We start from the raw sequence: 24,680 nt of genomic DNA, 5'->3' as shown, positions 1-24,680 counted from the left end.
AGCTGTCCCCCGCGTCCAAAGTGTGATGTTCCGCGTCCAAAGAGCTGTCCCCCGCGTCCAAAGTGTGATGTTCCACGCTCAAAGCGACGGCCCCCGCGTCCAAAGTGTGATGTTCCGCGTCCAAAGAGCTGTCTGCCGCGTCCAAAGTGTGATGTTCCGCGTCCAAAGAGCTGTCTGCCGCGTCCAAAGTGTGATGTTCCGCGTCCAAAGTGTGATGTTCCGCGTCCAAAGAGCTGTCCCCCGCGTCCAAAGTGTGATGTTCCGCGTCCAAAGAGCTGTCCCCCGCGTCCAAAGTGTGATGTTCCACGTCCAAAGAGCTGTCACCCACGTCCAAAGCGACGGCACCCGCGTCCAAAGCGACGGCACCCGCGTCCAAAGTGAAGGTTCTCACGCCCAAAGCAACACCTTCAAAGCCCAAAGAAAATCCTCAGCCCTCTCTTTAAAAGAATAACCTTACAACTCCAAACGCCCTTTGACATAACCGCCGCTTCCGCCGCATAGGATAAAGGAAGAAACGGAGCTGACAGGAAAGGAAGAGGGCGTGCACGAGCAAATTCGGAGGCGATGCGTGCGCCTCGGCAAAATGTTGCTGGACACAGGACTTACCGTACGGGCGCTGGCGAAATCGACGGGCTATTCGAAAAGCACGGTCCATAAGGATTTGACGGAGCGGCTGCCGAATGTGGATGTGGAGTTGTCTGAAGAAGTCGCCAAAATACTTGCCTATCATAAGTCTGTCAGACATTTAAGAGGCGGTGAAGCAACACGGATGAAATGGATGAATGAAAATAAGAAAGCCCGCAACACATGACGGGAATAGACGGGGCCAATCGACCATCCTTGCAGGAAGGCGGACACCCTGTCTTTTCGCATGTAAAAAAACCAGTTGAGCTTCCGGAAAAAACCGAATAATTACAGCTTAAATGTTTTATAATTATATACATGTCTTTTAGATTGGAATAAAAAAGAACTACATAAAAGTGATTGTTAAAATACTAATTTCGACAAATACCATGTAAAAATCATCCAATTGACATCGTTCGACAAGAATTCGAATCCTGCATAAAAAAATGCAAAATACCTGTCAAATTTTGTGTTCATCAAAGAGGCAATATGGTACAATCTATAGTTAGGAGATTCTATGCTCGAACTGAAGTTGGAAGGGGAAACGGGACTAATGTTTGCTAAGGATATCGGGATCGACCTTGGGACTGCGAATGTGTTGATTCACGTAAAAGGGAAAGGCATCGTACTAGACGAGCCAGCAGTTGTCGCAATCGACAAACATACAAACAAAGTATTGGCGGTTGGCACAGAAGCGAGTAAAATGGTAGGAAGGACGCCAGGCAATATCATTGCCATCCGTCCGATGAAAGATGGCGTTATCGCTGATTTTGACGTGACAGAAATGATGCTGCGTCATTTTATAAATAAATTGAATGTCAAAGGATTCCTATCGAAACCACGGATCCTCGTCTGCTGTCCGACGAACATTACGAACGTCGAGCAGAAAGCGATTCAAGATGCTGCGGAGAAATCTGGCGGCAAAAAAGTGTTTCTCGAAGAAGAACCGAAAGTCGCGGCAATTGGCGCGGGCATGGACATTTTCCAGCCGAGCGGCAACATGGTCATCGATATCGGTGGCGGGACGACGGACGTTGCAGTTTTGTCGATGGGGGACATCGTCACTTCCGAATCGATCAAAGCAGCTGGCGACATGTTTGACAATGACATTATACAATCAATCAAGAAAAAATATAAATTGCTCATCGGCGAACGGACAGCAGAAACAATCAAGAAAGAGATCGCGACTGTCTTTCCGGGCAGCCGAAAAGAGCAGATGGACATCCGTGGCCGCGATATGGTCAGCGGACTTCCACGCACGATTACGATCAATTCCGAAGAAGTACGGGAAGCACTTAGCGAATCGGTCGGCATGATCGTCCAATCCGCGAAAAACGTATTAGAGAAAACACCACCGGAACTATCCGCGGACATTATCGATAGAGGCGTTTTCCTCACGGGAGGCGGCGCTTTATTGCACGGAATCGATCAGTTGCTCGCTGAGGAATTGAAAGTCCCGGTATTCATTTCGGACAACCCACTCAGCTGTGTAGCGATTGGGACGGGAATCCTTCTCGAGAATATTAGCAAAGCTTCTCGTTATTAATAAAAAAATAATATGTCCGTTTGAATAAAAAAATGACGGTTTCATCCGAAAATAATAGAAGAACGTAAAAATGAAAGGAGGCGGGCATCATGTTCCGTGGATTTTACACAGTCGGCTCTGGCATGATTGCGCAGCAGCGCAGGACGGAGATGCTAGCAAACAATATTGCGAACGCCAATACACCGGGCTTCAAAGCTGAACAGTCAAGCATCCGTTCATTCCCTGAAATGTTCATGTCGAGCCTTAACTCGCAACGCATTCCTACTGAAAAAGGCATTCTACTGAAAGGTCTTTCGCCTGTTGGGGAACTTTCGACAGGTGTCTACATGCAAGAGACGATGCCGCTTTTCACGCAAGGAAGCCTTCGTGAAACTGGTATGACGACGGATGTGGCGCTATTGGACGGAAGCCTGCCGACCAACGAAGAAACCGGTGAGCAAGGAGCCGTATTTTTCCGACTCGAAAACGAAAACGGAAATGAGCTTTACACGAAAAACGGGAATTTCACAATCGACGCGGCCGGCTACTTGACAAATCCGATGGGGTATTACGTTCTTGACACGAACGGTCAGCGGATTCAATTGCAAAATGACGATTTCAGCATTACGGATACTGGAGACATTATGCAAGAAGGAGCAACCGTTGCAACTCTCGGTGTTTCATTCGCGGAACAGCCCGGAACTCTCCTGAAGCAAGGGAACGGCTTGTTTGCAAGCGAGAATGGCAACTTGCCTGAAGCACAAAACGCAGCGGGAGTCGGTTATTCATTCCAACAAGGCTATTTGGAAGGCTCCAACGTGGATGCCGCAAAATCTATGACAGATATGCTTGCCGCTTACCGTGCATTTGAAGCTAACCAAAAAATCTTGCAAGCATATGACCGGAGTATGGAAAAAGCCGTGAACGAAATTGGACGTGTCAACGGATGACGCGATTTGAAAGGGGCCGAAACGAATGATACGATCAATGACCACGGCAGTTAACACGATGAACCAATTGCAAAATCAATTCGACATTATCGGTAATAACCTTGCAAATTCGGCGACAAACGGGTATAAATCGAGTGAAGCCAATTTTCATGAACTGCTTTATCAGCAATTCAATAATGATAAAGCCGATACGGCGCAGCGCCAATCTCCGGCAGGCATCCGGTATGGCGTAGGCGCAATGCTCGGCCCGGCGAAAATGAACTGGACGGTCGGCTCTTTGCAAATGACAGGTCGCGAACTCGATTTTGCGTTGACTGAACCGAAGCAATACTTCAACATTATCATGCCCGGAGAAGACGGGGAGCAAACCGTCTATACGCGTGCTGGGAATTTTTACGTTTCTCCTGTTGAAGGCGGCAATTTGATGCTCGTCAACAGTGACGGCTACCCGGTCGCGAATAGTGCGGGTCAACCAATCACATTCGCCGATAACGTCAAAAATTACAATATGCTTCCTGGCGGTGTCCTCGAAGTGACGCAAAACGATGGAAACGTTCAACGAATCGAAATGGGCGTCACTACGTTGGAACGTCCGAACGTCATGAGTCGCATTTCCGAGACTCTGCTTGCTTTGCCCAATAACGTGGCAGAACTTGGCGTCGCTGTTGGTGACATCGTGACGGAAATGAATGGCGCGAACCGAAACCAAATCGGCATGGAAAACCAAAAGCTAGAGGCGTCCAACGTCAATTACGAAAAAGAGATGACAGACCTGATCAACGTCCAGCGTTCTTATCAATTCAACGCGCGGACGGTCACGCTTGCCGATCAAATGTTAGGCTTGATCAATAACATTCGATAAGCCGCGCTAGGGAGAATCCGATATGATAGAAGAAAAACAGAAACATCCTCAATGGGACCATATGAAACCAAAAGACATGACCGAGCGGCAAATTGTCGCGTCTCGCATGGCACGAAACCAACAAAAGAAGCAGAAGTCCGTCAAAGAGGAAACGAGCGACAAGCGCCGCATTTGGGTTCAAATCCGACTGCTGCCGATCTGGTTGCGGATCTTGCTCGTCCTTCTGTTGGTTGCGGGTGCAGCGGTTCTTGGAGCTATGATCGGTTACGGCTATGTCGGCGACGGAGAGCCATCCGATGTGCTCAAAAAAGAAACATGGACCCATATACTCGATATCATAAATGGGAAAGAGTCGTAACGGCTCTTTCATTCATTTTTATTTTCATGAAAAAATACATACATTACAGGGAGGATAAAGGAAATGCTAAACGCAGAACAGATTCAAGAAATCATTCCCCATCGCTATCCCTTTCTTTTAGTCGATAGAATTACAGAAATCGAAGAGGGAAAACGGGTCGTCGGTTTAAAAAATGTCACGATCAACGAAGACTTTTTTAACGGACATTTTCCGGGCTACCCTGTAATGCCCGGCGTGTTGATCGTTGAAGCACTTGCCCAAGTCGGCGCTGTTGCCATCCTTCAAAAAGAGGAAAACCGGGGGCGCCTTGCATTTTTTGCAGGCATCGACAATTGCCGATTCAAGCGTCAAGTAGTTCCTGGGGACCAGTTGAGATTGGAAGTTGAAATTACTAGAATGCGCGGTTCTATCGGAAAAGGGAAAGCGGTTGCGACTGTTGACGGCGAAATCGCTTGTGAAACGGAAATCACTTTCGCACTAGGACCGGTAGCAAAAGCCTAAATTAATTTGCGCACGTGCAAAATGTCAGCTACAATGGAAAGTGCAGTGTGTTTACTTGCTTGCCTAACACATGCACGTTTAGAGTGGGAGGTACCAACCAATTATGTACAATGATCTTTCTCCAAATATAAAGAGCAGCATCACGCGCTCCATTACCCAAACGTTCGAACAATATATGACGAATATCGCTTGGGACGAAGAGCTGTACGACATCGAAGACTTCATCGATTTATGGCGCGAATACATCACGACGAAAGCGCTTTGGTATGAGCGGATTCCGGACGACATGAAAAGTGACCCGCAATTCCACGAAGACCTCGCCCAGCGAATCAATGAAGTCATCCAGCGCATCATCAGCGAGCCGCCTTCTGACGAGCAAATCGCGAACATCCAGCTCATGCAAGAAAAACTGGACACGCATTTGACATACGACTGCAAAGCCGAAGCGGTTTTTGTCGAAACAGTCCTCAAAGATCGACTCGAAAAAGAACAATAAAAAGTATGGATAGTTCCCTCCTTTTTAGCCAACCTACAAGTATCATACGATTTGTATGATAGAGGCTTGTGGAAAGGAGGGAATTTTCATGTTCAAAAAAGCGATACCGTTCGTACTTGTTTCCGGGCTTGCTCTAACGGCGTGCGCCAACAACAACGACAACGTCCCGAAAAACAACGAAACGCCGATGGAAAGCTTGGATAACGGACTGCGTGACACGACTCCACGAGTCAACAATGGCGCAGGACCGGACATGGATGGCATCGATAACGGACTCGATGGGAATAACAACGGTGTGAACAACGGAATCATTAATGATGATAACCGCAATAATGGAATCATCAATGACAGAGACCGTAACACTGGAGACATGAACGGTGACAATACAACATCACCGAACAATGACATCATAACAGATGACAATACAACAACTCCTAACACCGACACCAATCGTAACCGCAACAAGAACAATAACAACAACCGCTAACCGCAAGCCGAAAGAAAACCGCCTCCCCCGGCGGTTTTTTTAAATATTTTTATGGGATTTACTCTCAAACTTCCTCGCGATCTTTCTTCAACCGTGGACGCTCGCGCATATCCGACTCAAAACGCTTCAACAGCTCCTCGCCACCTAACCCTTCGGTAATCAATTCCTCCAATAAATGCTCCGCATACTGCGTCCGGGCGCGCTTCAAGCGCCCCTTCAACAATACCGAAATATGATCCCCGATCTGCTCCACAGCATCGACCGCCACTCGGAATCCCGCAGGCTCGTTTTCCGGATACGAAATGACGACGCGCGCTTCCAATAATTCACCCGATTCCTTCCAGCCATCGAACAGCTGCTGGTGTTCCTGATCAATGAAAAGCTCGAGAATCCACATCCGATGACTATTCTCTTGATTAATAATAATGCCGTCAACTAGCGGAAAGTCCTGGATTTTATCATCTATTAAAATACCGACCGAAATCATTTTAAACGTCTTCATATGCGCCACCCCGCTCACTTTTTGCATCAAGTATACCATATGCCGGAAAAAAACTTCAGAAACAGCCAAGCTCGAATTATCTCGAATAAATGAAAACTTCCCAACCCCCATTAGTATGCACCTTTCTTTATTTCAAAGCTAAAAGCTCAATGACATTATCCTATCAAAAATTAATTTTACCGATTTGCGCCAATTTTCAATCCGTCTTAAAATGAAGGCATCACAAGAAGAAAGGAGGGAAAACAGTGAACCAAGTTGCACTCGTAGGGCGCGTCACGAAGGATCCGATTTTAAGAAGATTATCGGAAGGTAGGCTGCAGACGAGCTTCATCCTTGCTGTGAACCGCAAATTCAAAAACCAAAATGGCGAAGTGGACGCCGACTTCATACTTTGCACAGCTTGGGGCAAGGTTGCGGAAAACACGGCGAAGCATTGCGGAAAAGGGTCCTTAATCGGTGTCGGAGGGCGGATTCAATCAAGAACGTACGAAAGGGAAGACAGAAGCCGCGTATTCGTCACCGAAGTGATCGGTGAGGAAATCCGTTTTCTCGCGACGAAACGGAGAGAGAACGACAACTTGTACGGAGAGCCTGAAAGCAATGTGCAACAGAGCGGCGGCGATGAGAGAAAAGCAGAACAGGAGAGAGTCAGCTCGAACTTCCATTTGCCGCAAGACGAGAAAGAGGGACTGCCTATCTATTAACGCAAGGATGATACATAGGGGGCAGGGAAAGAACGCATAAAGGAGGACCGCTAGAAAGATACAGGCATACTAAACTGAATAGTGGAATGAAAAAATATCTACGAATAAAGAAAATGTAAAAGGTGATTCGGATATGGAAGGGTGGGGGTCCTTCCATATCCCCAGGGGAAGCATTGCCATCTGCCAATTAGGCAATGCTTTTGCTGCGTAGGCCTCATGATCTTGGCCGACATAATGCGGCGGGGGCCGCTCCCGCCGCAAAAATGTAAAGGAGGGAGTTGCAAATGGAACAATACGAACAATGTGAACAACAGCTTATCCGCATGGAACTGCAAGTCGGACAACTGATCCGCATCATAGCCAGCATGAATGAGCGGATCAAAGAGTTAGAGGAAAAAGAACGCGCAAGAAAAGTCATCCCTATACATATGCGCCGCCCCGTTCATCGGGCGTGAAAAAACCCCGGTTCCAAATAGAACCGAGGTCGCTCAATTATCTTTCAAATGAAAGAAGGTCATCCAATTCCGTGTCGGACAACTCCGTCAGCCATTGACTCGACTGGATCAAATCTGCGGAAAGAGCTGCCTTCTCGACAAGCATCTTATCAATTTTCTCTTCAATCGTCCCGACGGTCACGAACTTATGGACATGGACGAACTTCGTCTGTCCGATCCGGTATGCCCGGTCCGTCGCCTGATTCTCAACTGCCGGATTCCACCAGCGATCCGCATGCAGAACATGATTCGCCGCCGTCAAATTCAACCCTGTGCCGCCAGCTTTCAACGACAGGATGAAGATCGGGAATTCACCAGCCTGGAATGCCTCAACTAGATGATCGCGCTGCCCCTTCGGCATACTGCCGGACAGGAACGGCACATCGATATCGTACAACTCGCTCAAACATTGACGGATCAATTGTCCCATTCCGATGTACTGCGTGAAAATCAAACATTGTTCGCCATTCGACGCGATATCCGCCGCCATTGAAACAATTCGGTTTAACTTTACAGAACGCTCCAGCATCTGATCGGCAGGCGCATGAGGTTCTTTCAAAAACAGTGACGGATGATTGCAAAGCTGCTTCAAGCGGCTCAACATCTTCAAAATGAGACCTTTCCGCTCAAAGCCGGTCAACGTCTCCAGCTTGAACTTTGTATCCTCAATGAAACTCTCATAGAGCGCAGCCTGTTCCGTCGTCAACGGACAATACTCGTTCTGTTCGAGCTTCTTCGGCAAATTCAGCTGCAAATCGGGATCGTTCTTCGTCCGGCGCAGCAAGAACGGACGGATTTTCGCCCGCAATTTGCGCTTCTCAAGCTCCGAATCATCGCGTTCGATCGGTACAATAAACTGCTCAGTGAACGTCCGGAAGCTTCCGAAATACCCTTTATGGATGAAATCGAAAATTGCCCATAGCTCGGACAACCGGTTTTCAATCGGCGTCCCCGTCAACGCGATCTGATGGTCGCCGTGCAATTTACGGATCGCCCGGGACTGCTTCGTCTGCATGTTCTTTATATTTTGCGCCTCATCGAGCGTAATGCTCGCGAACACAGTTCGGCTTAGCGTTTCGTCATCCTGCGTCGCAGTTCCGTACGTCGTCAAAATGACATCCGGCTTTTGGGTTTCCAAAAGCTCGTCGAATTCTTCCACGCGAGCACGCGCTGGACCGTAATGCGTATGCACAATAAGCGACGGCGCAAACCGCTCAAGCTCCTTCTGCCAGTTGCCGAGCACGCTCGTCGGGCAAATGATGAGCGAAGGGGAATCCGTTTCAGGGCGCGCGTGCACATTCAATAAATACGAAATGAGCTGCACTGTCTTTCCGAGCCCCATATCATCCGCCAAAACAGCGCCGAAGTGATGCTCGCGCATAAAGACGAGCCAATTATACCCGTCAATCTGATACGGACGGAGCTCCGCCTTCAATCCAACAGGAATTCCTGCATCCGGCAGACCTTGTTTATTCGAAACCATCTCGACATAATCGCGCAACGACTGCTGCATCGAAAACGCAAGTAGCGGATCATCAGAACCATCATCCTCCTCAATCGGGATGATTTCTTCAGGCATCTCTTGGAACAGCAAATCCTTCACCGTCCACTCGCCCGCATCCGCCTGCTCCATCAGCTCGCGGATACGCTTCAGCCAGAGCGGGTCGATATGGAACCACTCATCGCCGGAGCGGATGAACTCACGATTCTCATCGACGAGCTTCCTGAACGTATCCTGATCGATCTCACTACCGGCCAGCGAAAAATTCCAATCGAACGAAAGGACCTGATCGAGCCCTGCCGCAGAACGATATGACTGCACACTCGCACTCGTCCGGACGCGCATCCTCGACTCCGTTACCGACTTCAGCCATGCCGGCAAAATAACGGGAAAACCGAACGACTGGAACACGGGCAGATCTTCCTGAATGAACATCCGCACTTCTGGATCCGTCATCGACATCGACAAAAACCGGTTGCCAGGCTCAGCCTCGACCGAACGGAGGAAAGAAGCCATCTCGGACTGCTTCTCCCGGATTTCATCAGCATACTCTTTCCATTTCGCAGGAAGCGCATCACCGATTTCCGCATTCAACTTCCGGGCAGCAGGCGTCCAATGCGTCCCGCGTTCACTGACGACGACAGTCTCCAGCAGCCACTCCGTATCGGCCTCGTCATCAGGCTCCGTCAGACGGAAAGCGACCCGGACAGGCATCGTCGAAACCGAATCACCCGGCCACCCGAACTTCCGCAAATGCGGAAGCAACGCCGGCAACTGATCGAGCTGCATCGCCGAAGCTTCAATTTTTTCGCGAATCGCATCATGCAAAATCATCGAAGAAAGGGCAGAAATCCCGATTTTCTCCTCATCGAATCGAATCATCCCTGCGTCCAGCTCCGCATGCTGCCAGAAATCTGGTTCGCTCCATAAACGCGCAGCTTCCCGCAACGCTGATAAATGGGCCTCGTCATTCGTCGACTGTCCCGAAAACGTTGCGAAAGGATGCGTCTTGCCTGCAAACACGTGGAGAAACTCATTCGTATTCAAATGGACGGCCTTTTCATCCGTAACCGGCAACAAACCGTACAAAGCCTGCTCATTATTGAAAAACAAGAATGAAGAGAGCCTGTCCGGAAGAACCGCTCGCCCGGAAGAATCTGTCGCGGTAACCGTATACCGCCCTCCTTCGTCCCGGTCGATCGATAATCGGAAAAGGAGATTCAACGTATCCATTTTTGTCATAAATTCAAATTCCCCTTTTCCATTTCTTCCGACAAGGCGCGCAGCCGTCTATACTGATCGCGCACTGTGTCAATGTACCGGTTCCAGAAATCCGCCTTGCCGCTCTTTTTCGCGCCTGCCTTCATATTTTTGAACAAACGGACGGCACGTCGGTAACTATGCCGGTTCTTCTCCTGGATGAACCGCATCGCGTACGTATGAAGCAACGGCATGACGGAAGCCGGGTCATTCGCAAGGACGAACTTCAACGTATCCGGTTCAATCCCGTCATACGGAATATTGAACCGGTGCATAAGCGCCGCCCATTCGGCAAAACGTTCACGCTCGATGAGAAAATCGCCGAATGCACTGACACCGTCTTCCCCGTAGATCATGAAAAGCTCTTCACGCCGCATTTCCGGAAAGTCCGCCTCTTCAAGCAATCCATCGATTTTCCGGATGAAATGATACCGGTCCGTCGAAAGCGTCATACGTTCAAAAAACGCGCCGATATGCGGATAGATTGTATCCATAATGACGGAAAGGGAACCGGCGTCCTCCATCTCAGCAGCAAGGTCTGCCAAAGGGAGCCAGTGTCCGACAAGTTCTCCGCCTGCGCGTTCCGCAATTTTCGCTAACGATTCCTCATCGCCTTTCGTCAAATTGAAATAAGCGGCGAAAAAGGATGCATCGACCGAATCATCATCAAGAAGATTGGCAAGCTCTTTCTCCTGTGAAGCTTGGTCTTTGTACAGGAACTCCCACATGATCGCATATATTTGAAGACGGACTTCAAAAAGCCCTTCATTGCGTAAAGCGAATTTGCGGACTTGTGTTTTAAGCGCCGTGTAAAACGCGTCCGTCTCGAATAGCCTCGGCTTCTTGACGAGCGACTTTCCGATATCGCGCAACTTCTCAATCTGTTCATTGAGCCACATTTTCACTTGCCATTGGCGGTACGTGAAATGATTTGCTTCCTCGAGATGCTCGCGCGCAAACGACCAGCCCGCTTCCAAAAGATGCAGCCGGTAAAACAATTCGAATAGCGGCTTCCACTCCCATTCAAAAGGGGATAGCGGAATCACTTTTTGGTCCATCAACGAGCTTTCATGGATGAAAACATTCGGATTGTCCCCGGGCCCTATTTGCCGAAGCGGCTTCGTCAGCCTGTACAATACGTCATTCCAAGCTTCGGGCGTCCGTTCCGAAACGGACAGCGCCATCTGTTCCGTCTCTCGCCGTTGCCAATCATGCAGCCATTCCGTCAATGAATGAAACTGTGAATAGAGTCGGAAGACGGTCGCAATCTTATGAACGCACCAATCGTCACTGCTGCATGTACATTCCTTGAATGATACAGAAGGGGCAAGCTTCACTGTCTGCTCTCCTCCATCAGCCAATGTCGCAATAACGGTATTCACGCCTTGCAAAAAACGGAAGTCAAGAAACGCATCTTTTCGGACTAACGAAACCGCCTTCCGGATCTGCTCGGACTCTTCCTGTACATCTGGCCGGAACGCATGCTTGATCCGATCCATCCATTCATCTATTTCACGCTCATGCAAATACGAAAATCGTTCCATTGACATGTGCATCGGCTCACTCCCTAAAATAAAGCATTCCCTTTATTATAAGGCTTCTGCGCCATAATCGTAAATGATATCATTCGAAACAAGAAGAATCATCAATTGAAAGGGCGTTGAATAGTATAGAAAACAAATCATTCACAAAACATTGTGAACTATGATAGAATAATAATAATCGGAATATTCAATGATGGAGGGATAAAAATGCTATCAGTTCAGCGTATGACGCCTTTTTTCACTAGCCAAGAGGATTTCCGTCTACGTCTCGTGTTCGCCTATCAATATTTCTCGATACTAAAAGGCGGTGAAGTATACCAATTTGTCCCCTCTGAAGGAAAAGAGATCGTCGTCAATGTGAAGAGCCTGCAAGTTGAAAATCTTGGCGAAGTGTTCGTCTTCCAACGGGGCAGCCGATTCATCCGCCTGCCGCTCTACCAGCTCCTTCTCATCTCGGATCTTCACCTGCATCTATCGTCCATTCTCGAAGGGACATTGAATTTGCAACTCGAAATACCTGAAGTCGTCATTAAAGAAGCAGAGGAGCTGATGAAAGAAATCGAATCCGAAAACCGCACACGTATGATCGACTACGCACTCGAAACAAACAACCGCTCCTTATTCACTCAACTGACGGAAGGACTGCAATAACATTGAAAAACAACTCATGAAAAAACACTTATCGTCCAGACAAACGATAAGTGTTTTTAATTTTGGGGTTTGACCTAAGAGATTGATAGGGTATAGAAGGTTTGCTTGCTAACTTGGAATACACAAAGGCTCATTTAATCGTGAAAAGGCTCAATTAATCGCGCAAAGGCTCATTTAATTTGACAAGGGCTCCATTAATCGCACAAGGGCTCAATTAATGTGACAAAGGCTCATTCAATCGTTCATTCAATTCGTAAAGAAGTGCAACGCAATGACGAAAACAGTAGAACCTGTCAAACCGAATAAAAAATCCTGCACAGTAAATCGGTGTTTATCGTCTTGATCCATCAAAATCCGCTCCTTTGTCGATTTCCCGGGAAATGAGGCGTTGGGGGGAATGAATTTCTAACTAGACTGGCCAAAATCTACAAAAATCATACATAATATGTCTACTTAAAATTGAAAATTTCACGAGATTTGATACAGTTATGTATACAGCATCAAAATATATTTGCAGAAAGGATGGTCGCGCTTGTTTTTCGACTACCGATTTTGGCACTTTTTGACGAGGCCCTATGAGCTTGCGTCCCAGCTGCAAACCGGAACGATGCGGCACTTCAACAAACGGCTGTTCATCGTTTTTCTAGCCGGCATCATACTTTTTGCAATCCGGGAAATTTGGGGCATGGGCACGGAAGCACTTACGTCATTGATGACGACAATGACAACGACGGACTACATAATCGCAAGATACGCTTCACTTGCAGGCACGTTTATATGGTCAATCCTATACATAGCATTTCATAGTTTCGGAGTCTCCTTGATTCTATCGACTTTGACGAAAATCCCATACCAGAAGCTGGTCCCGCTGCAAGTGCTCGTCACAGGCGTCTTGCTCATGGAAAAAGCGGTCCTATTCATCGTCTTTGCATTGAAAGGTGTTACCGTCGGCCTTTCATTCCTATCATTCGGCCCGCTCGCCGTCACGGTCATGGAAAATTGGTATTTGATCCTTTTCATGAACCAATTGACAATTACAAGTGCGCTGATCATAACTTTGCAATACCGGTTCATCCGTGGCTTTCTCGTTGACGGAAGATGGAAGGAGCAACTATGGATTTTGATCGGCCTGCATGTCGCAATGGCCCTCATTACGGCCGCTGTCGCATTCATTCCATTCGATTCCATCCTCAATTCACTTTTCGGAGGTGGCTTCTAGATGAATAAAAGATTAAGCATCACCGTCGCCGTCATCGTCAGCCTGTTCATCGCCGTCAACGTCCATCTGCTATTCTCAAAGAAAAGCACCGTCCCAAAAACATTGTATGTCCAGCACCACGAGCGCATGACTCCTGGACATTATGAAGAGGAAGTAATGAAAGAGGGTCTCATAACACCGGAAGACATTTATACCGTCTATGTCGGCGACGATGAAGTCATCGATACATGGCTCGTCAAAGAAGGAGATCCAGTTCAGGTCGGAGATGAAATCGCGTTGCTGCAGACCGAACGCGCAGAGAGCCAACTCGCAGCATGGGAGGCGGAAGAGGAAGGTCTCCTTGAACAACGGAGTGCAATCGAATCAACGATTGACTCCCTCGAATCAGATCGGAGAAGCGCCAAAAATAACTCGTCTCACGTCAATACGACCGAAACGCCCGGAGACTCCGACGTCGAATTGAATGTCGACGTCCAAGTCGATGTCCACCAAGACGGCGCCTTCGCCCAAGCAATTTCCGAAGCTGAACGCGAACTGTCGGAAATCGATCGGAAACTTGCAGTCGTTCAAACCCAGCTTAACCAAGACGCGACCCGTCCGGCACTCATCAGCCCCGTCGATGGGACCGTTTCAAAAGTGGACAAGCACGGCTTCACGCTCGCGGCCGATATTTATAGCGAAACGAAACTTGTCACGACATACGTCCAACTCGACGAATGGCAGAAAGTCGAAGCAGGCGATCCGGTCTATATCCAGCAAAATTATTTGGACACCATCATCGAAGGCACGGTCCATTCCATATCAGAAGTGCCGGCAACCGATAGTAGATGGCAAGAAGCGTACGATAAGCTCGATCCGAAAGAACGGGAAAACCCGCTCGACCTGTATGAGCTCACCATTATGCCTGCTGAAGAGCTAGTTAACTTGCCATTCGGTGCGAATGTGAACGCGACAATCATCGTGAATGAAGCGGACGCCGTCGCAGTAAAACTTGACTGGCTTGATACGTACGTGAAAGATAGCGCCATTGCGTGGAAGCTTGACGAACAAGGTCGCACCGCAAAAACGGCTGTCACTGTTCCTTTCATTACAAACAATCGCGCTGTCGTGACAGAAGGTCTCACTACCGGTGACGTCGCAATTCATAGTAGCCACATCGACGAATACAATGTCCAATCGAACGTTTTTCTTCCATTCCCGCTCGAATTCCCATCGAGAAGCGACTGGAGAGCATTCGGTTGGAAAAATTACGTGAAATACGGCTTTGTAGAATAATGACGAACAAAAAACCGCCTGCGTGGCGGTTTTTTGCTGTTTACAGTGGTAGTTTTCAGGCGTTTCATATGGATCATCAGGCGGTCCAGTACGTATATTAGGCGTTTCGTATGGTTCATCGGGCGGTCCAGTACGTATATCAGGCGGTACAACATCTATATCAGGCGGTTCCATCAGTTTGCCAAACACACTTGACGCGACGGTAAATTACATATTCCCGCGCACCCTTGCAAATTCCACTTCTAGACCTGTCCCTCTTTCAATATAGTGAAGAAATCGGATCATTTCGAAAGGAGACGGGGGAGAGCGAATGAAGAAATGGACTTGGGCATTGTGCATCGCAATTATTATTATTTTATTCACAGGAATGGGGAACGTCGAAGCCGCAAGCGAAAAAGGAAAACGGTATGTCGGACTCCACGATCGTATTTTGCCAATTGAGGATATCCGTGTCGTTGACGGCGACACGAAAGTACCGCTTAAAGACATCGCGAAATATCTGTACTTGCCGATCGAAGTGAAAGATGGGGAGACGACGATCCGCAAGCGCGGGAAAGAAATTACGTACAACCATTCAACTGGAGCGACGACATTGGACGGTGTGGATCAGCCGTGGCAGCCTCTCGCCTCCATTAACGGTCAGCTCTACATTAGCGTTAAATATATCGCTCGCGAAACCGGGTTCCAAATTGAATATTTTCAAGAGCATCATACAATTCGCATCTACCGCGAAGAGTTCAACCATATGAGCCATAAAGAGTTTGAGAAAGTAATCAAAGCATATTCAGTGGAACAACAGCCAGTGTCGACGACAAAAAAAGCGAACGTCTACTTGACGTTCGACGACGGACCGAATCAATATACGTTGATCAATAACACAACGCTGGAAAAATACAAAGTGCCTGCCACCTTTTTCTTCTTAGGCAATCAAATGAAACAGAACGAATCAATCGTCAAAACCGTTTCGGAAAGCGGCCATTACGTCGGTTCACATAGCATGACCCACAACAAGGCGTACGTCTACGGATCGACCGAATCATTCATTGCAGAAATGATGGGTGGCGTGGAACTCGTTGAACAACTGACAGGAAAGACTTCCAATCTCGTACGCGTTCCGTATGGAAGCAAACCGCTCGTCACGCCAAGCATGCAAAAAAGCCTCGTGGACCGCGGACTTAAAATGTGGGATTGGGACGTCGACTCCAACGACTGGCGATACACAAACGAACAATCAGACCAAATTGTAAAAAACGTTCAAGAAGGCGTCACGAAAGCGGCGAAATCAGGCGACAAGGAAATCATCGTCCTCCTGCATGACCGCAGCCAAACAACAATCGCCCTACCAAGAATTATCGATTGGCTTCAGAAAGAAGGCTACAGCTTCAAGTCATACGAACCCGACAACCACATCATCCAGAACTTCCTCCGCGATCCACATCTATAAATCAAAACCAACCATCACTGTATGTTTACCTAGTAAACATAGCGAAAAATTTATAATCCGCTACAAATACGCATAAATCCCTTCAAAAACGCATAAATCCAGAAATTCCAGCATAACTCGCCATCCCGTAACGCCAAATGAATCGCACTATCCAAAACTTCACCAACAAGCTGTTAAAAACACGTATCGAAACTCCTAAACAAGCAACTTAGCCAAATACTCACTCTTCCAGCATTACCCATAAATCTTCTGTACTACCTGCATCCAGAAACATCCATATCCTTTGAACGATTTTTCTGAAATGTCGATATTTGTTGTATGAATCACTATTTTCAAACTAATCCCGCTATGCTATCGTGAAATGGCAATCTACCAAACTACTAAGGGGGAATAGGTATTTTGAAGAATCGTCACTTCACAAAGCTGTTTAGTACGTTTTTAGCATTGATCCTCGTGCTTTCCATGCTGACGCCACTCACGGCATCCGCCAACACGGATCCGGTCGATTCTGCGGAAACATCGGAAGCCACAGCTGAACAAACGGTTAAACCATTCAAGCAAAACTTGCAAGATGAAAGCATCATGCAGCAAAAAGCAGCTATCGCCGAACAGCTCAACTTGCTCGGGGGAGAAGCGAAACTGCATGAGGAGCTTCAAAATGTAACAGGGAACCAAGAAATTCCAGTTATTATCCATCTCTCTGAAAAATCAGTAGGACTCCAAAAAGGAATCCACAAACTGAAAGGAAAACCATTCTCCAGCGCAGAAGCACAACAGACAAAACAAAAAGTGCGCAACCAGCAAGCTGCTGCGAAAAAAGAAATGGTTATCAAAGGCATCAAATTCAAAGAAGGCTTCACATATGACACCGTACTGAACGGAATGTCCGGAACTGTCAAAGCTGATGACCTGCCAAAACTTCTCGAAGTAAATGGCATCATACTCGTCGAGCCGGACACGATTGTACATGCACTCGACAACGGTAAATCGAAAAGCCTCTCAAAAACAAACGGTCTGAAAAAACCGGCCCCTTCTGAATCAAAACTTGAAGAGAAAGCAAAAGGTGGACAAGTTAGTCCTGCTATGGACACAAGCATCGGTTTCCTCGGAATCGAAGCGCTCTGGGCAGAAGGCTATGAAGGACAAGGCATCAAAGTCGCTGTCCTTGACACAGGAATCGACGCCGACCACCCGGATTTCCAAGGCATCTACAAAGGCGGTAAAAACTTCATTCCGAACAGCAGCACATACACACGCCCGCGCGCAGATGATGACGCATCTGAAACGTCGCCTGTAGAGCGTCCGGCTGGCACACCTGAATTCAATGCGAACGGAAGCTCATTCTACACTTCCCACGGTACACACGTCGCGGGGACAATCGCCGCAATCGGCAACAACGAATACGGCATTAAAGGGATCGCACCGAAAATCGACCTTTACGCATACCGCGTTCTTGGCGCATACGGCAGCGGTGCCACATCCGGCATCGTTAAAGCGATCGACACAGCGGTCATTGAAGGAATGGACGTCATCAACCTTTCACTAGGCGGCGGCTCCAACACTGAAACGGACGCTGGTTCATTCGCAATCAACAACGCCATGCTCGCAGGTACAATCTCAGTCATTGCAACAGGAAACTCTGGTCCGAACCGCGGAACGATGGGTACTCCAGGTACAGCCCGCCTCGGTATCGCAGTCGGAAACACGACAAACCCTGAAGCACACTACTTCGGCGACGTGAACATCAACGCCGGCAGCTATAATCTATCAAAAACATTAAACCTTATGGGTACAACATACGGCGCTAATCTCGCTACGCAACTTGACGGCGAATTCAGCCTTGTCGCAGTCCCTGGAATCGGTGCAGCAGCCGACTACGCTGGACTTGACGTCAACGGCAAAGTCGTACTCGTTTCACGCGGCGAAATCGCGTTCGTTGACAAAATCGCAGCTGCGAAAGACAACGGCGCAGTCGCAATCATCGTCCACAACTTCGCTGGCGGCACAGGCGCACCAGGTCCATCCGGAACATTCCTAGGTGACGCATTCGAATTCATTCCGACATTTGACATGTCCCAAACGGACGGCGACGCAATCCGCGCAGCACTCGCACAAGCGGAAGGCACAATTTCATTCGGCAACTTCGATAAGACAATGACAGCAGGCGACGAAGTGAACAACTCCAGCTCACGCGGACCGTCCACACCAAACTTCGACATCAAACCTGACGTCACAGCACCGGGAACGAACATCATGTCCACAATCCCGATGTACAAAGCGGACTTCCCGGAAGCAACCTACGAACACGCATACACGCGTAAAACAGGTACTTCCATGGCTACACCACATATTGCGGGAATCGCGGCGCTAGTGAAGCAAGCGAATCCGAGCTGGGATGCATTCGACGTAAAAGTCGCGCTATCCAACACAGCAAAGGTCCTTGACACTGGCAAGTACGACGTATTCGCACAAGGGGCAGGCCGCGTACAAGCGTACCAAGCAGCGCACCCTGAAATCCTTGCGTACGCAATCGACGAAGCAAACAATGATGGCGACATCGTTGAAAACAAAAAAGGGACAGTTACATTCGGTCCACAAGATTTAACGAATAACATTGAAGTGACAAAGCAAATCCTTGTCAAGAACGTGAACGGCAATGGCGGCACATACAACGCCTCCGTACAAGTGACGAAAGGCTTCGGCGACGCAACAGTCACAATCGACAAGCCGACGTTCACTTTATCCGGCGAGCAATTGCTCAATGTCACATTGACAGCATCCGCTGCGAGCACGCAAGCAGGCGATGAAATACTCGGCTACATCAACATCGAAGGCGGCAGCACGACAGCATCATTGCCATTCGCTGCTGATTTCGGCGGGGAAGCGGCAACTGAAATTAGAGACATGCGCATTACGGAAACAGACTTGAGCTTCAACGGAGACGGCGTGAAAGACGAAGCAATGCTCTACTTCACGATCACTGGCGACGTTGCTACGAACTACTTGGAAATCTGGGACATCATGGATCCTGAAGGCGGCGCATACGGAGACGGCTACATCGGCTACTTGCACGCGGGCTCTTCACTAGGGGCAGGATCTTACCAGTTAGCGATTAAAGGACAATACAATCCATGGGGTGGCTCGGGCGCAACAACAATTCCGGACGGTCTCTACACAATTGACTACACGGCAATGACAGTATCCGGCAACCCACCGATCATCGGTGACTACGTAGGACCAGTCGTCGTTAAATCCGAAGCGGGCACAATCGAAGGAACGGTCGAAGGCACAACTGCAACCGGCCAAATCGATGACGCCTACATCGCATACCAAGCGGAACTCGTTGGATACGGCATGGGTTACGACATCAACACGAAACTGAAAGCGTCTTACGAAGTATTGAAAGGTGAAGAAGTCGTCGCATCCGGCCCAGTTAAACTTGAGCAGGACGGGACATTCACATTCGAGCTTTCTGAACTCAACAAAAAAGACAACTCAGTCAAAGTGAAATACGAAGATGCTGCGGGCAATAAAGCTGAAGCGATCATCTACAACGCGGGCGACCAAGTTGAAGATGAAGTCGAATACACAGTAAACGTTGAGTCACTTGAACTTGAAGTCGGCGCATCAGAACAATTGACTGTAACTGAAACGACGACAAAAGCGGACGGAACGAAAGAAGAGAAGGACGTCACAGCTGACGCAACATTCACTTCAGCAGATGAATCAATCGCAACAGTTGAAAATGGCAACGTCACAGCAGTCGCTGCGGGCACGACCGAAATCACTGTATCGTACGAAGACTTCACAGCAACAGTTGCAGTTGAAGTTGCTGAAAAGGCAGTTGGCGAAGAGACAGTCACATACTCCGTCAATAAAACGAATATGGTACTCGGCGTAGGTCAGCAAGAACAGCTTTATGTCACTGAAACAACTGTAAAACCTGACGGTACTGTCATCGAAAAGGATGTCACAGGGCAACTTCGCTACAACGTTGTTAACAACACGTACGCAACTGTCCAAAAAGGACTTGTCACAGCGAAGCAAGCAGGTAAAACGCAAGTTCGCGTCATGATCGAAGGACACGAAACGATCTATGTCTACTTGGAAGTGAAAAATCTTCCACAAGACATCGTTACGTATACGGTAAATCAAACACACGTGAACATCGGCGTTGGCCAACAGGAACAAGTCTATGTCACAGAAACGACAGTAAAACCAGACGGAACAATCACTGAAAGAGACGTAACAGGTTTCGGCGCTTACAAAGTGATCGATAACACTGTCGCAACTGTGAAGAAAGGTCTTGTCACTGGACTGAAAGCAGGCCAATCACAATTGCGCATCAACGTTTACGACAACAATCAACAAACAAATCTTAAGGAAACAATCTACGTCTACTTGACTGTAGAAGCCCTTCCACAGGATATCGTCACGTACGAGCTCAACATGACAGAAATGGCGATGGAAGTCGGCGAACAGCAACAACTGAAAGTGACTGAAACGACTGTGACGCCAGACGGGAAAACAACACAGCGCGACGCAACTGTTGACTCACGCTTCAACGTCGTCAACAACACGCTTGCGACTGTCCAAAGAGGACTCGTCACTGCACATGCACCAGGCAAAACGCAAGTCCGCGTCGTCATGCCGAACGGCGACGTCACACTCGTCTACCTTGAAGTGACGGGGAAAGTGGAAGAGCCTGAGCAACCGGACACAATCACATTCGCAGTCAATAAAAATCACGTCTCCCTCATTGCAGGCGAAACGGACCAATTGACAGTGACACAAACAACGACAAAAGCGGACGGCACGTTTGTAGGTGAAGAAGACGCTACTTTAACGTCAACATTCACATCTGCAAATGAAAACGTCGCAACTGTCGCGAACGGCACAATCACAGCAATAGGTGCAGGGGAGACGGATATTACTGTGACAAACGGTGATTACACATCTACTGTTACAGTAGTCGTCACAGCTGTCGAAGAGCCTGTTACTGAGCCGGAAACTCAGAAGTTTGTTGTCACAGGGGACACGATTGCAAGCTCTCCAGGTGAAATCGTACTCGACCTGTCGGCATTCGCAGGCGAAACGGATATTGAATTAGACGCTTCCGTTTTGAAAGCAATCGTGGATAAGAATAAGGACGTCGTCATCCAAAAAGACGGCGCAGTCTTCTCGATTCATAAGAAGGTCTTCACGGACCTGCACGGCGATATCACAATTTCCGTCGCAAGAAGTGAGGCTTCTGCAATAGCTAATGCTGTTTCTGACATCTATACGATTACGTTCTGGAACGGGATCGGTGAAGGGAAACAACAGCTGACAAGCATCAAAAAGCATATCAACATCGTTATGTCGACGTTTGGCAACAAAAAAGTCCAAATTAAAGACATTAGTACTGACAGCATCATTGATAAAAATGCTAATGTGAAAAATGGCAAAGTCGAATTCAAAACCGATAACGCCGGCAGCTTCGTAGCTATCGAAAGTTAATCTAAAACAGCCTTTCCGATTTTTCGGAAAGGCTGTTTTCTTGAGTGAATGATGTACATACCAGAACAAAACCATTTATTGGTCAAGAGCATTTGGCGCGGCAAGTTGTTCACTGGGTGCAAAACAAGCATAATCCCGCGCAACGCAATCATCGCCGTTCGCAACGCAATCAATTCATTTCGCAACACAACGAAATTGTCACAACACAACGAACCGCGCTTGCATCGCAATCAATTCATCTCGCAACGCAACGAAAATATCGCAACACAACAAACCGGGCTCGCATCGCAATCAACTGGAATCGCAACACAACGAACACCGCGCGCAACACAACCAACCTACATCGCAACACAACAAACGCAGTTAGCCCAAGTCTTCCTCTCTAATCGGCTCATCCGGCTTCGCACGATACACGAAAAATGCCATAATCACCGCAACGATCGACATCGCAAAAGCGATAAAGTAGACGAGTTCAACGCCCGCCACCATCGCAAGATCAATCGTCGTCGCATCAGTAGGATTCGCGGACGCTTCCAAAAACCTCAGCTGCCGTGCATTCAAAATGCTGATGAAAATCGAAACGCCAATCGCGCCTCCGACCGGTTGCAATGTCGACATAACCGCCGTTCCATGCGGATACAACCTTTTCGGCAATTGGTTCAACCCATTCGTCTCCGCAGGCATCATAATCGCCGATACCGTCAGCATGATCAAAATATAGCCGAGAACGACGACCCAAACCGGCGTATCAATGGTCAATCTGCTCATCATGAACATCGTTCCGCTCAACACAATCGTCGCCGGAATCATCAAGACGCGCGGTCCGAACTTATCAAAAAGATGCCCCATGAACGGTGACATGACACCGTTCAAGATGCTTCCCGGCAAAAGGACTAACCCCGCTGTGGCGGCGCTCAACGCCAACGGACCTTGCATATAGATCGGCAAAATGATTTCGGATGCAAACATCGCCATAATGATGATCAAAAATAGAATGACTGCATGTGTATACATCGGATAGCGGAACACCCGCAAATCCATGATCGGTTCATCCAACTTCAATTGCCGCAGCACGAAAAGAACGACGCCGATCGCACCGACGACGATAGCGGTCAGCACATTAACACTCAAAAATCCATCCGCACTTTCCCCGACAGCACTAAAACCGTAAACGACCCCACCGAAGCCGATCGTCGAAAAGACTAACGAAATGAAGTCAATCTTCGGCTTCGTCACTTCTCCAACATTAATTAAATGTCTATATCCAAACAAAATTGAAAATATCGCAAACGGAATGACAACGATAAATAAATAACGCCATCCGAGATATTCAACGATCACTCCGGAAAGTGTCGGTCCAATCGCCGGCGCAAACATAATGACAAGGCCAATCAACCCCATCACTTTCCCGCGGCGTTCCGGCGGGAAAATCATTAAGAACACATTGAAAATTATAGGCATCAGCAAACCGGTTCCACTCGCCTGAATCAACCGTCCGACGAGCAAAATGGAAAACGTCGGGGCAGCTGCGCTGACAATCGTACCGATCGTAAAGACAATCATCGTTCCAAGGAACAATTGTCTCGTCGTGAACCATTGCATAAGCAACGCTGAAATCGGAATGACAATCGCCATTACGAGCAAGAAGCCGGTCGCCATCCATTGCACCGTCGGCAATTCAATGGAAAACTCATCCATTAACGTAACCATTGCGATATTCAGTAACGTTTCATTCAAAATGGCAAAAAAAGCACCGATGATGAGTGAAAGCATGATTGGCATGACCTTCACATTCGGATCATCAGCCAAAAACTCGTACTTTTTAGTTTCCTGCATATAAAATCTCCTCTCGTCTACTTATATATTATTTGCTTTATTACACAAAAATAGTCGGAAAGGAGCAATATACCATGCAGGGAATCAGTTTGCAACGCTTATTTGGTTGAATAAAACATATATCTAGTTTAATACTTTTAAAATAGTGTAATATAGTAATAGATTTGCAACAATCGAACGACAAAAGTAAAGGATAGGATGTGCATCCAAGATGAGCTCAAACCGCAAAGCCGCCCAACTGCTGCAAACAAAGACGGACATCCAAAACTGGGGTGCTCGCCGCGCGTCCCGCGTCAGGAAATACAAAACGACATCCAAGCACGTCACAGACTATATCGTCCTGGACTTCGAAACAACAGGATTCCGAGCTGGCGCTGACCGCATCATCCAAATCGGAGCCATCAAGTACATCAACCACGAGCGTGTCGAAGTCCTCAATTCTTTCATTAACCCGGAACGCCACATACCGGCTTCCATCACAAGGCTGACAGGCATCACAAACGAAATGGTACAATCGGCACCGATCATTGAGCATAAAATCGACGAGCTGCTAGAATTCATCGGCGATTTACCGATCATCGCCCACAACGCGAGCTTCGACATGGGTTTCCTGTACGCCCTCGACAACATCGAAGGCATCCAAATTCCCGAATACACCGTCATCGACACTGTCAAACTCGCACGTAAAGCAATCACAGAAACTCCGAACCACAAACTCGGCACCTTAGCGAAGCACCTCCAACTCGAGCACGACGCCCATGACGCAATCGGCGACTGCTTAGCGACAGCCGCCATCTACCAATACTGCACCCAATAACCGCCGAGCCAGGCGGTTTTTTAAATGAACCCCGTATAAACTCCATTACTCGCATAACACCTCCGCCACACAACTTTCCCGAATCCTATGGAATATATCTATTGTTTGATAGAATAAGCTTTGTCAAGAAA

General features: G+C 48.0%; 21 protein-coding genes. 16 read left to right on the top strand and 5 right to left on the bottom strand.

Going from position 1 to position 24,680, the window contains the following annotated elements:
• Window positions 1-418, bottom strand: a 418-nt coding sequence (locus ACR65H_RS01125; protein WP_440498217.1) for a hypothetical protein, incomplete at its 3' end; no start/stop codon positions are given.
• Between the two features lie 123 nt (window positions 419-541).
• Between ACR65H_RS01125 and ACR65H_RS01120 the strand changes: the two genes are divergently transcribed.
• From ACR65H_RS01120 to ACR65H_RS01085, 8 genes are all read left to right on the top strand, one after another.
• Window positions 542-811 carry a sporulation transcriptional regulator SpoIIID gene (locus tag ACR65H_RS01120; protein WP_440498216.1) on the top strand — a complete coding sequence of 90 codons (270 nt, stop codon included), beginning with the start codon at window positions 542-544 and terminating at the stop codon, window positions 809-811.
• A 366-nt stretch (window positions 812-1,177) separates the two neighbouring features.
• Window positions 1,178-2,170 carry a rod shape-determining protein gene (locus ACR65H_RS01115; RefSeq protein ID WP_440498215.1) on the top strand — a complete coding sequence of 331 codons (993 nt, stop codon included), beginning with the start codon at window positions 1,178-1,180 and terminating at the stop codon, window positions 2,168-2,170.
• 89 nt (window positions 2,171-2,259) lie between these two features.
• Entirely contained in the window at window positions 2,260-3,099 is an 840-nt protein-coding gene (locus ACR65H_RS01110) for a flagellar hook-basal body protein (protein WP_440498214.1), read from the top strand.
• Between the two features lie 25 nt (window positions 3,100-3,124).
• Window positions 3,125-3,961 carry a flagellar hook-basal body protein gene (locus ACR65H_RS01105; RefSeq protein ID WP_440498213.1) on the top strand — a complete coding sequence of 279 codons (837 nt, stop codon included), beginning with the start codon at window positions 3,125-3,127 and terminating at the stop codon, window positions 3,959-3,961.
• Window positions 3,962-3,983: 22 nt separating this feature from the next.
• The gene (locus ACR65H_RS01100) at window positions 3,984-4,319 is read left to right on the top strand and encodes a DNA-directed RNA polymerase subunit beta (protein ID WP_440498212.1); all 336 of its coding nucleotides are present in this window, start codon (window positions 3,984-3,986) and stop codon (window positions 4,317-4,319) included.
• Window positions 4,320-4,382: 63 nt separating this feature from the next.
• The gene (gene fabZ, locus ACR65H_RS01095; protein ID WP_440498211.1) at window positions 4,383-4,820 is read left to right on the top strand and encodes a 3-hydroxyacyl-ACP dehydratase FabZ; all 438 of its coding nucleotides are present in this window, start codon (window positions 4,383-4,385) and stop codon (window positions 4,818-4,820) included.
• Window positions 4,821-4,923: 103 nt separating this feature from the next.
• Window positions 4,924-5,316, top strand: coding sequence for a hypothetical protein (locus ACR65H_RS01090; protein WP_440498210.1), 393 nt, complete (start codon window positions 4,924-4,926; stop codon window positions 5,314-5,316).
• Window positions 5,317-5,404: 88 nt separating this feature from the next.
• A complete protein-coding gene (locus ACR65H_RS01085) occupies window positions 5,405-5,803 on the top strand; it encodes a hypothetical protein (protein ID WP_440498209.1) in 399 nt (132 codons plus the stop codon).
• A 64-nt stretch (window positions 5,804-5,867) separates the two neighbouring features.
• On the opposite strand, the gene ACR65H_RS01080 is transcribed toward ACR65H_RS01085, so the two are convergent.
• On the bottom strand, window positions 5,868-6,305 hold the full coding sequence (locus ACR65H_RS01080; RefSeq protein WP_440498208.1) for a YwpF family protein: 438 nt from the start codon (window positions 6,303-6,305) through the stop codon (window positions 5,868-5,870).
• 245 nt (window positions 6,306-6,550) lie between these two features.
• On the opposite strand from ACR65H_RS01080, the gene ACR65H_RS01075 reads away from it, so the two are divergent.
• Together ACR65H_RS01075 and ACR65H_RS01070 are read left to right on the top strand one after the other, a co-directional pair.
• Entirely contained in the window at window positions 6,551-7,009 is a 459-nt protein-coding gene (locus tag ACR65H_RS01075) for a single-stranded DNA-binding protein (protein WP_440498207.1), read from the top strand.
• 284 nt (window positions 7,010-7,293) lie between these two features.
• A complete protein-coding gene (locus ACR65H_RS01070) occupies window positions 7,294-7,464 on the top strand; it encodes a hypothetical protein (RefSeq protein WP_440498206.1) in 171 nt (56 codons plus the stop codon).
• A 37-nt stretch (window positions 7,465-7,501) separates the two neighbouring features.
• Here ACR65H_RS01070 and ACR65H_RS01065 read toward each other — a convergent pair whose 3' ends face one another.
• Window positions 7,502-10,246, bottom strand: coding sequence for a DEAD/DEAH box helicase (locus tag ACR65H_RS01065; protein WP_440498205.1), 2,745 nt, complete (start codon window positions 10,244-10,246; stop codon window positions 7,502-7,504).
• Entirely contained in the window at window positions 10,243-11,820 is a 1,578-nt protein-coding gene (locus tag ACR65H_RS01060) for a hypothetical protein (RefSeq protein WP_440498204.1), read from the bottom strand. Before ACR65H_RS01060 ends, ACR65H_RS01065 begins: the two co-directional genes overlap by 4 nt.
• Before the next feature lie 195 nt (window positions 11,821-12,015).
• On the opposite strand from ACR65H_RS01060, the gene ACR65H_RS01055 reads away from it, so the two are divergent.
• The 5 genes from ACR65H_RS01055 to ACR65H_RS01035 all read left to right on the top strand — a co-directional run bounded on the left by ACR65H_RS01055 (window position 12,016) and on the right by ACR65H_RS01035 (window position 21,896).
• The gene (locus ACR65H_RS01055; protein ID WP_440498203.1) at window positions 12,016-12,459 is read left to right on the top strand and encodes a transcriptional regulator; all 444 of its coding nucleotides are present in this window, start codon (window positions 12,016-12,018) and stop codon (window positions 12,457-12,459) included.
• 532 nt (window positions 12,460-12,991) lie between these two features.
• Window positions 12,992-13,678: a hypothetical protein gene (locus tag ACR65H_RS01050; protein WP_440498202.1), complete on the top strand. Its 687-nt coding sequence runs from the start codon at window positions 12,992-12,994 to the stop codon at window positions 13,676-13,678.
• Window positions 13,679-14,953 carry an HlyD family secretion protein gene (locus ACR65H_RS01045; RefSeq protein WP_440498201.1) on the top strand — a complete coding sequence of 425 codons (1,275 nt, stop codon included), beginning with the start codon at window positions 13,679-13,681 and terminating at the stop codon, window positions 14,951-14,953. It abuts the gene before it with no gap.
• 310 nt (window positions 14,954-15,263) lie between these two features.
• A complete protein-coding gene (locus ACR65H_RS01040) occupies window positions 15,264-16,397 on the top strand; it encodes a polysaccharide deacetylase family protein (protein ID WP_440498200.1) in 1,134 nt (377 codons plus the stop codon).
• 399 nt (window positions 16,398-16,796) lie between these two features.
• A complete protein-coding gene (locus ACR65H_RS01035; protein ID WP_440498199.1) occupies window positions 16,797-21,896 on the top strand; it encodes a S8 family serine peptidase in 5,100 nt (1,699 codons plus the stop codon).
• A 363-nt stretch (window positions 21,897-22,259) separates the two neighbouring features.
• On the opposite strand, the gene ACR65H_RS01030 is transcribed toward ACR65H_RS01035, so the two are convergent.
• Window positions 22,260-23,732, bottom strand: a complete 1,473-nt coding sequence (locus ACR65H_RS01030) for an MDR family MFS transporter (RefSeq protein ID WP_440498198.1) — start codon at window positions 23,730-23,732, stop codon at window positions 22,260-22,262.
• A gap of 211 nt (window positions 23,733-23,943) precedes the next feature.
• Here ACR65H_RS01030 and ACR65H_RS01025 point away from each other — a divergent pair, with 211 nt between their 5' ends.
• Window positions 23,944-24,549 (top strand): 3'-5' exonuclease, encoded by a 606-nt coding sequence (locus tag ACR65H_RS01025; protein WP_440498197.1) that lies wholly within the window; start codon window positions 23,944-23,946, stop codon window positions 24,547-24,549.
• The last annotated feature ends 131 nt before the right edge of the window (window positions 24,550-24,680 follow it).

Source organism: Sporosarcina sp. SAFN-015, from assembly GCF_059415085.1.
Note: the sequence above shows the minus strand (reverse complement) of the source record. Positions and strands in the feature narration are given on the sequence as shown.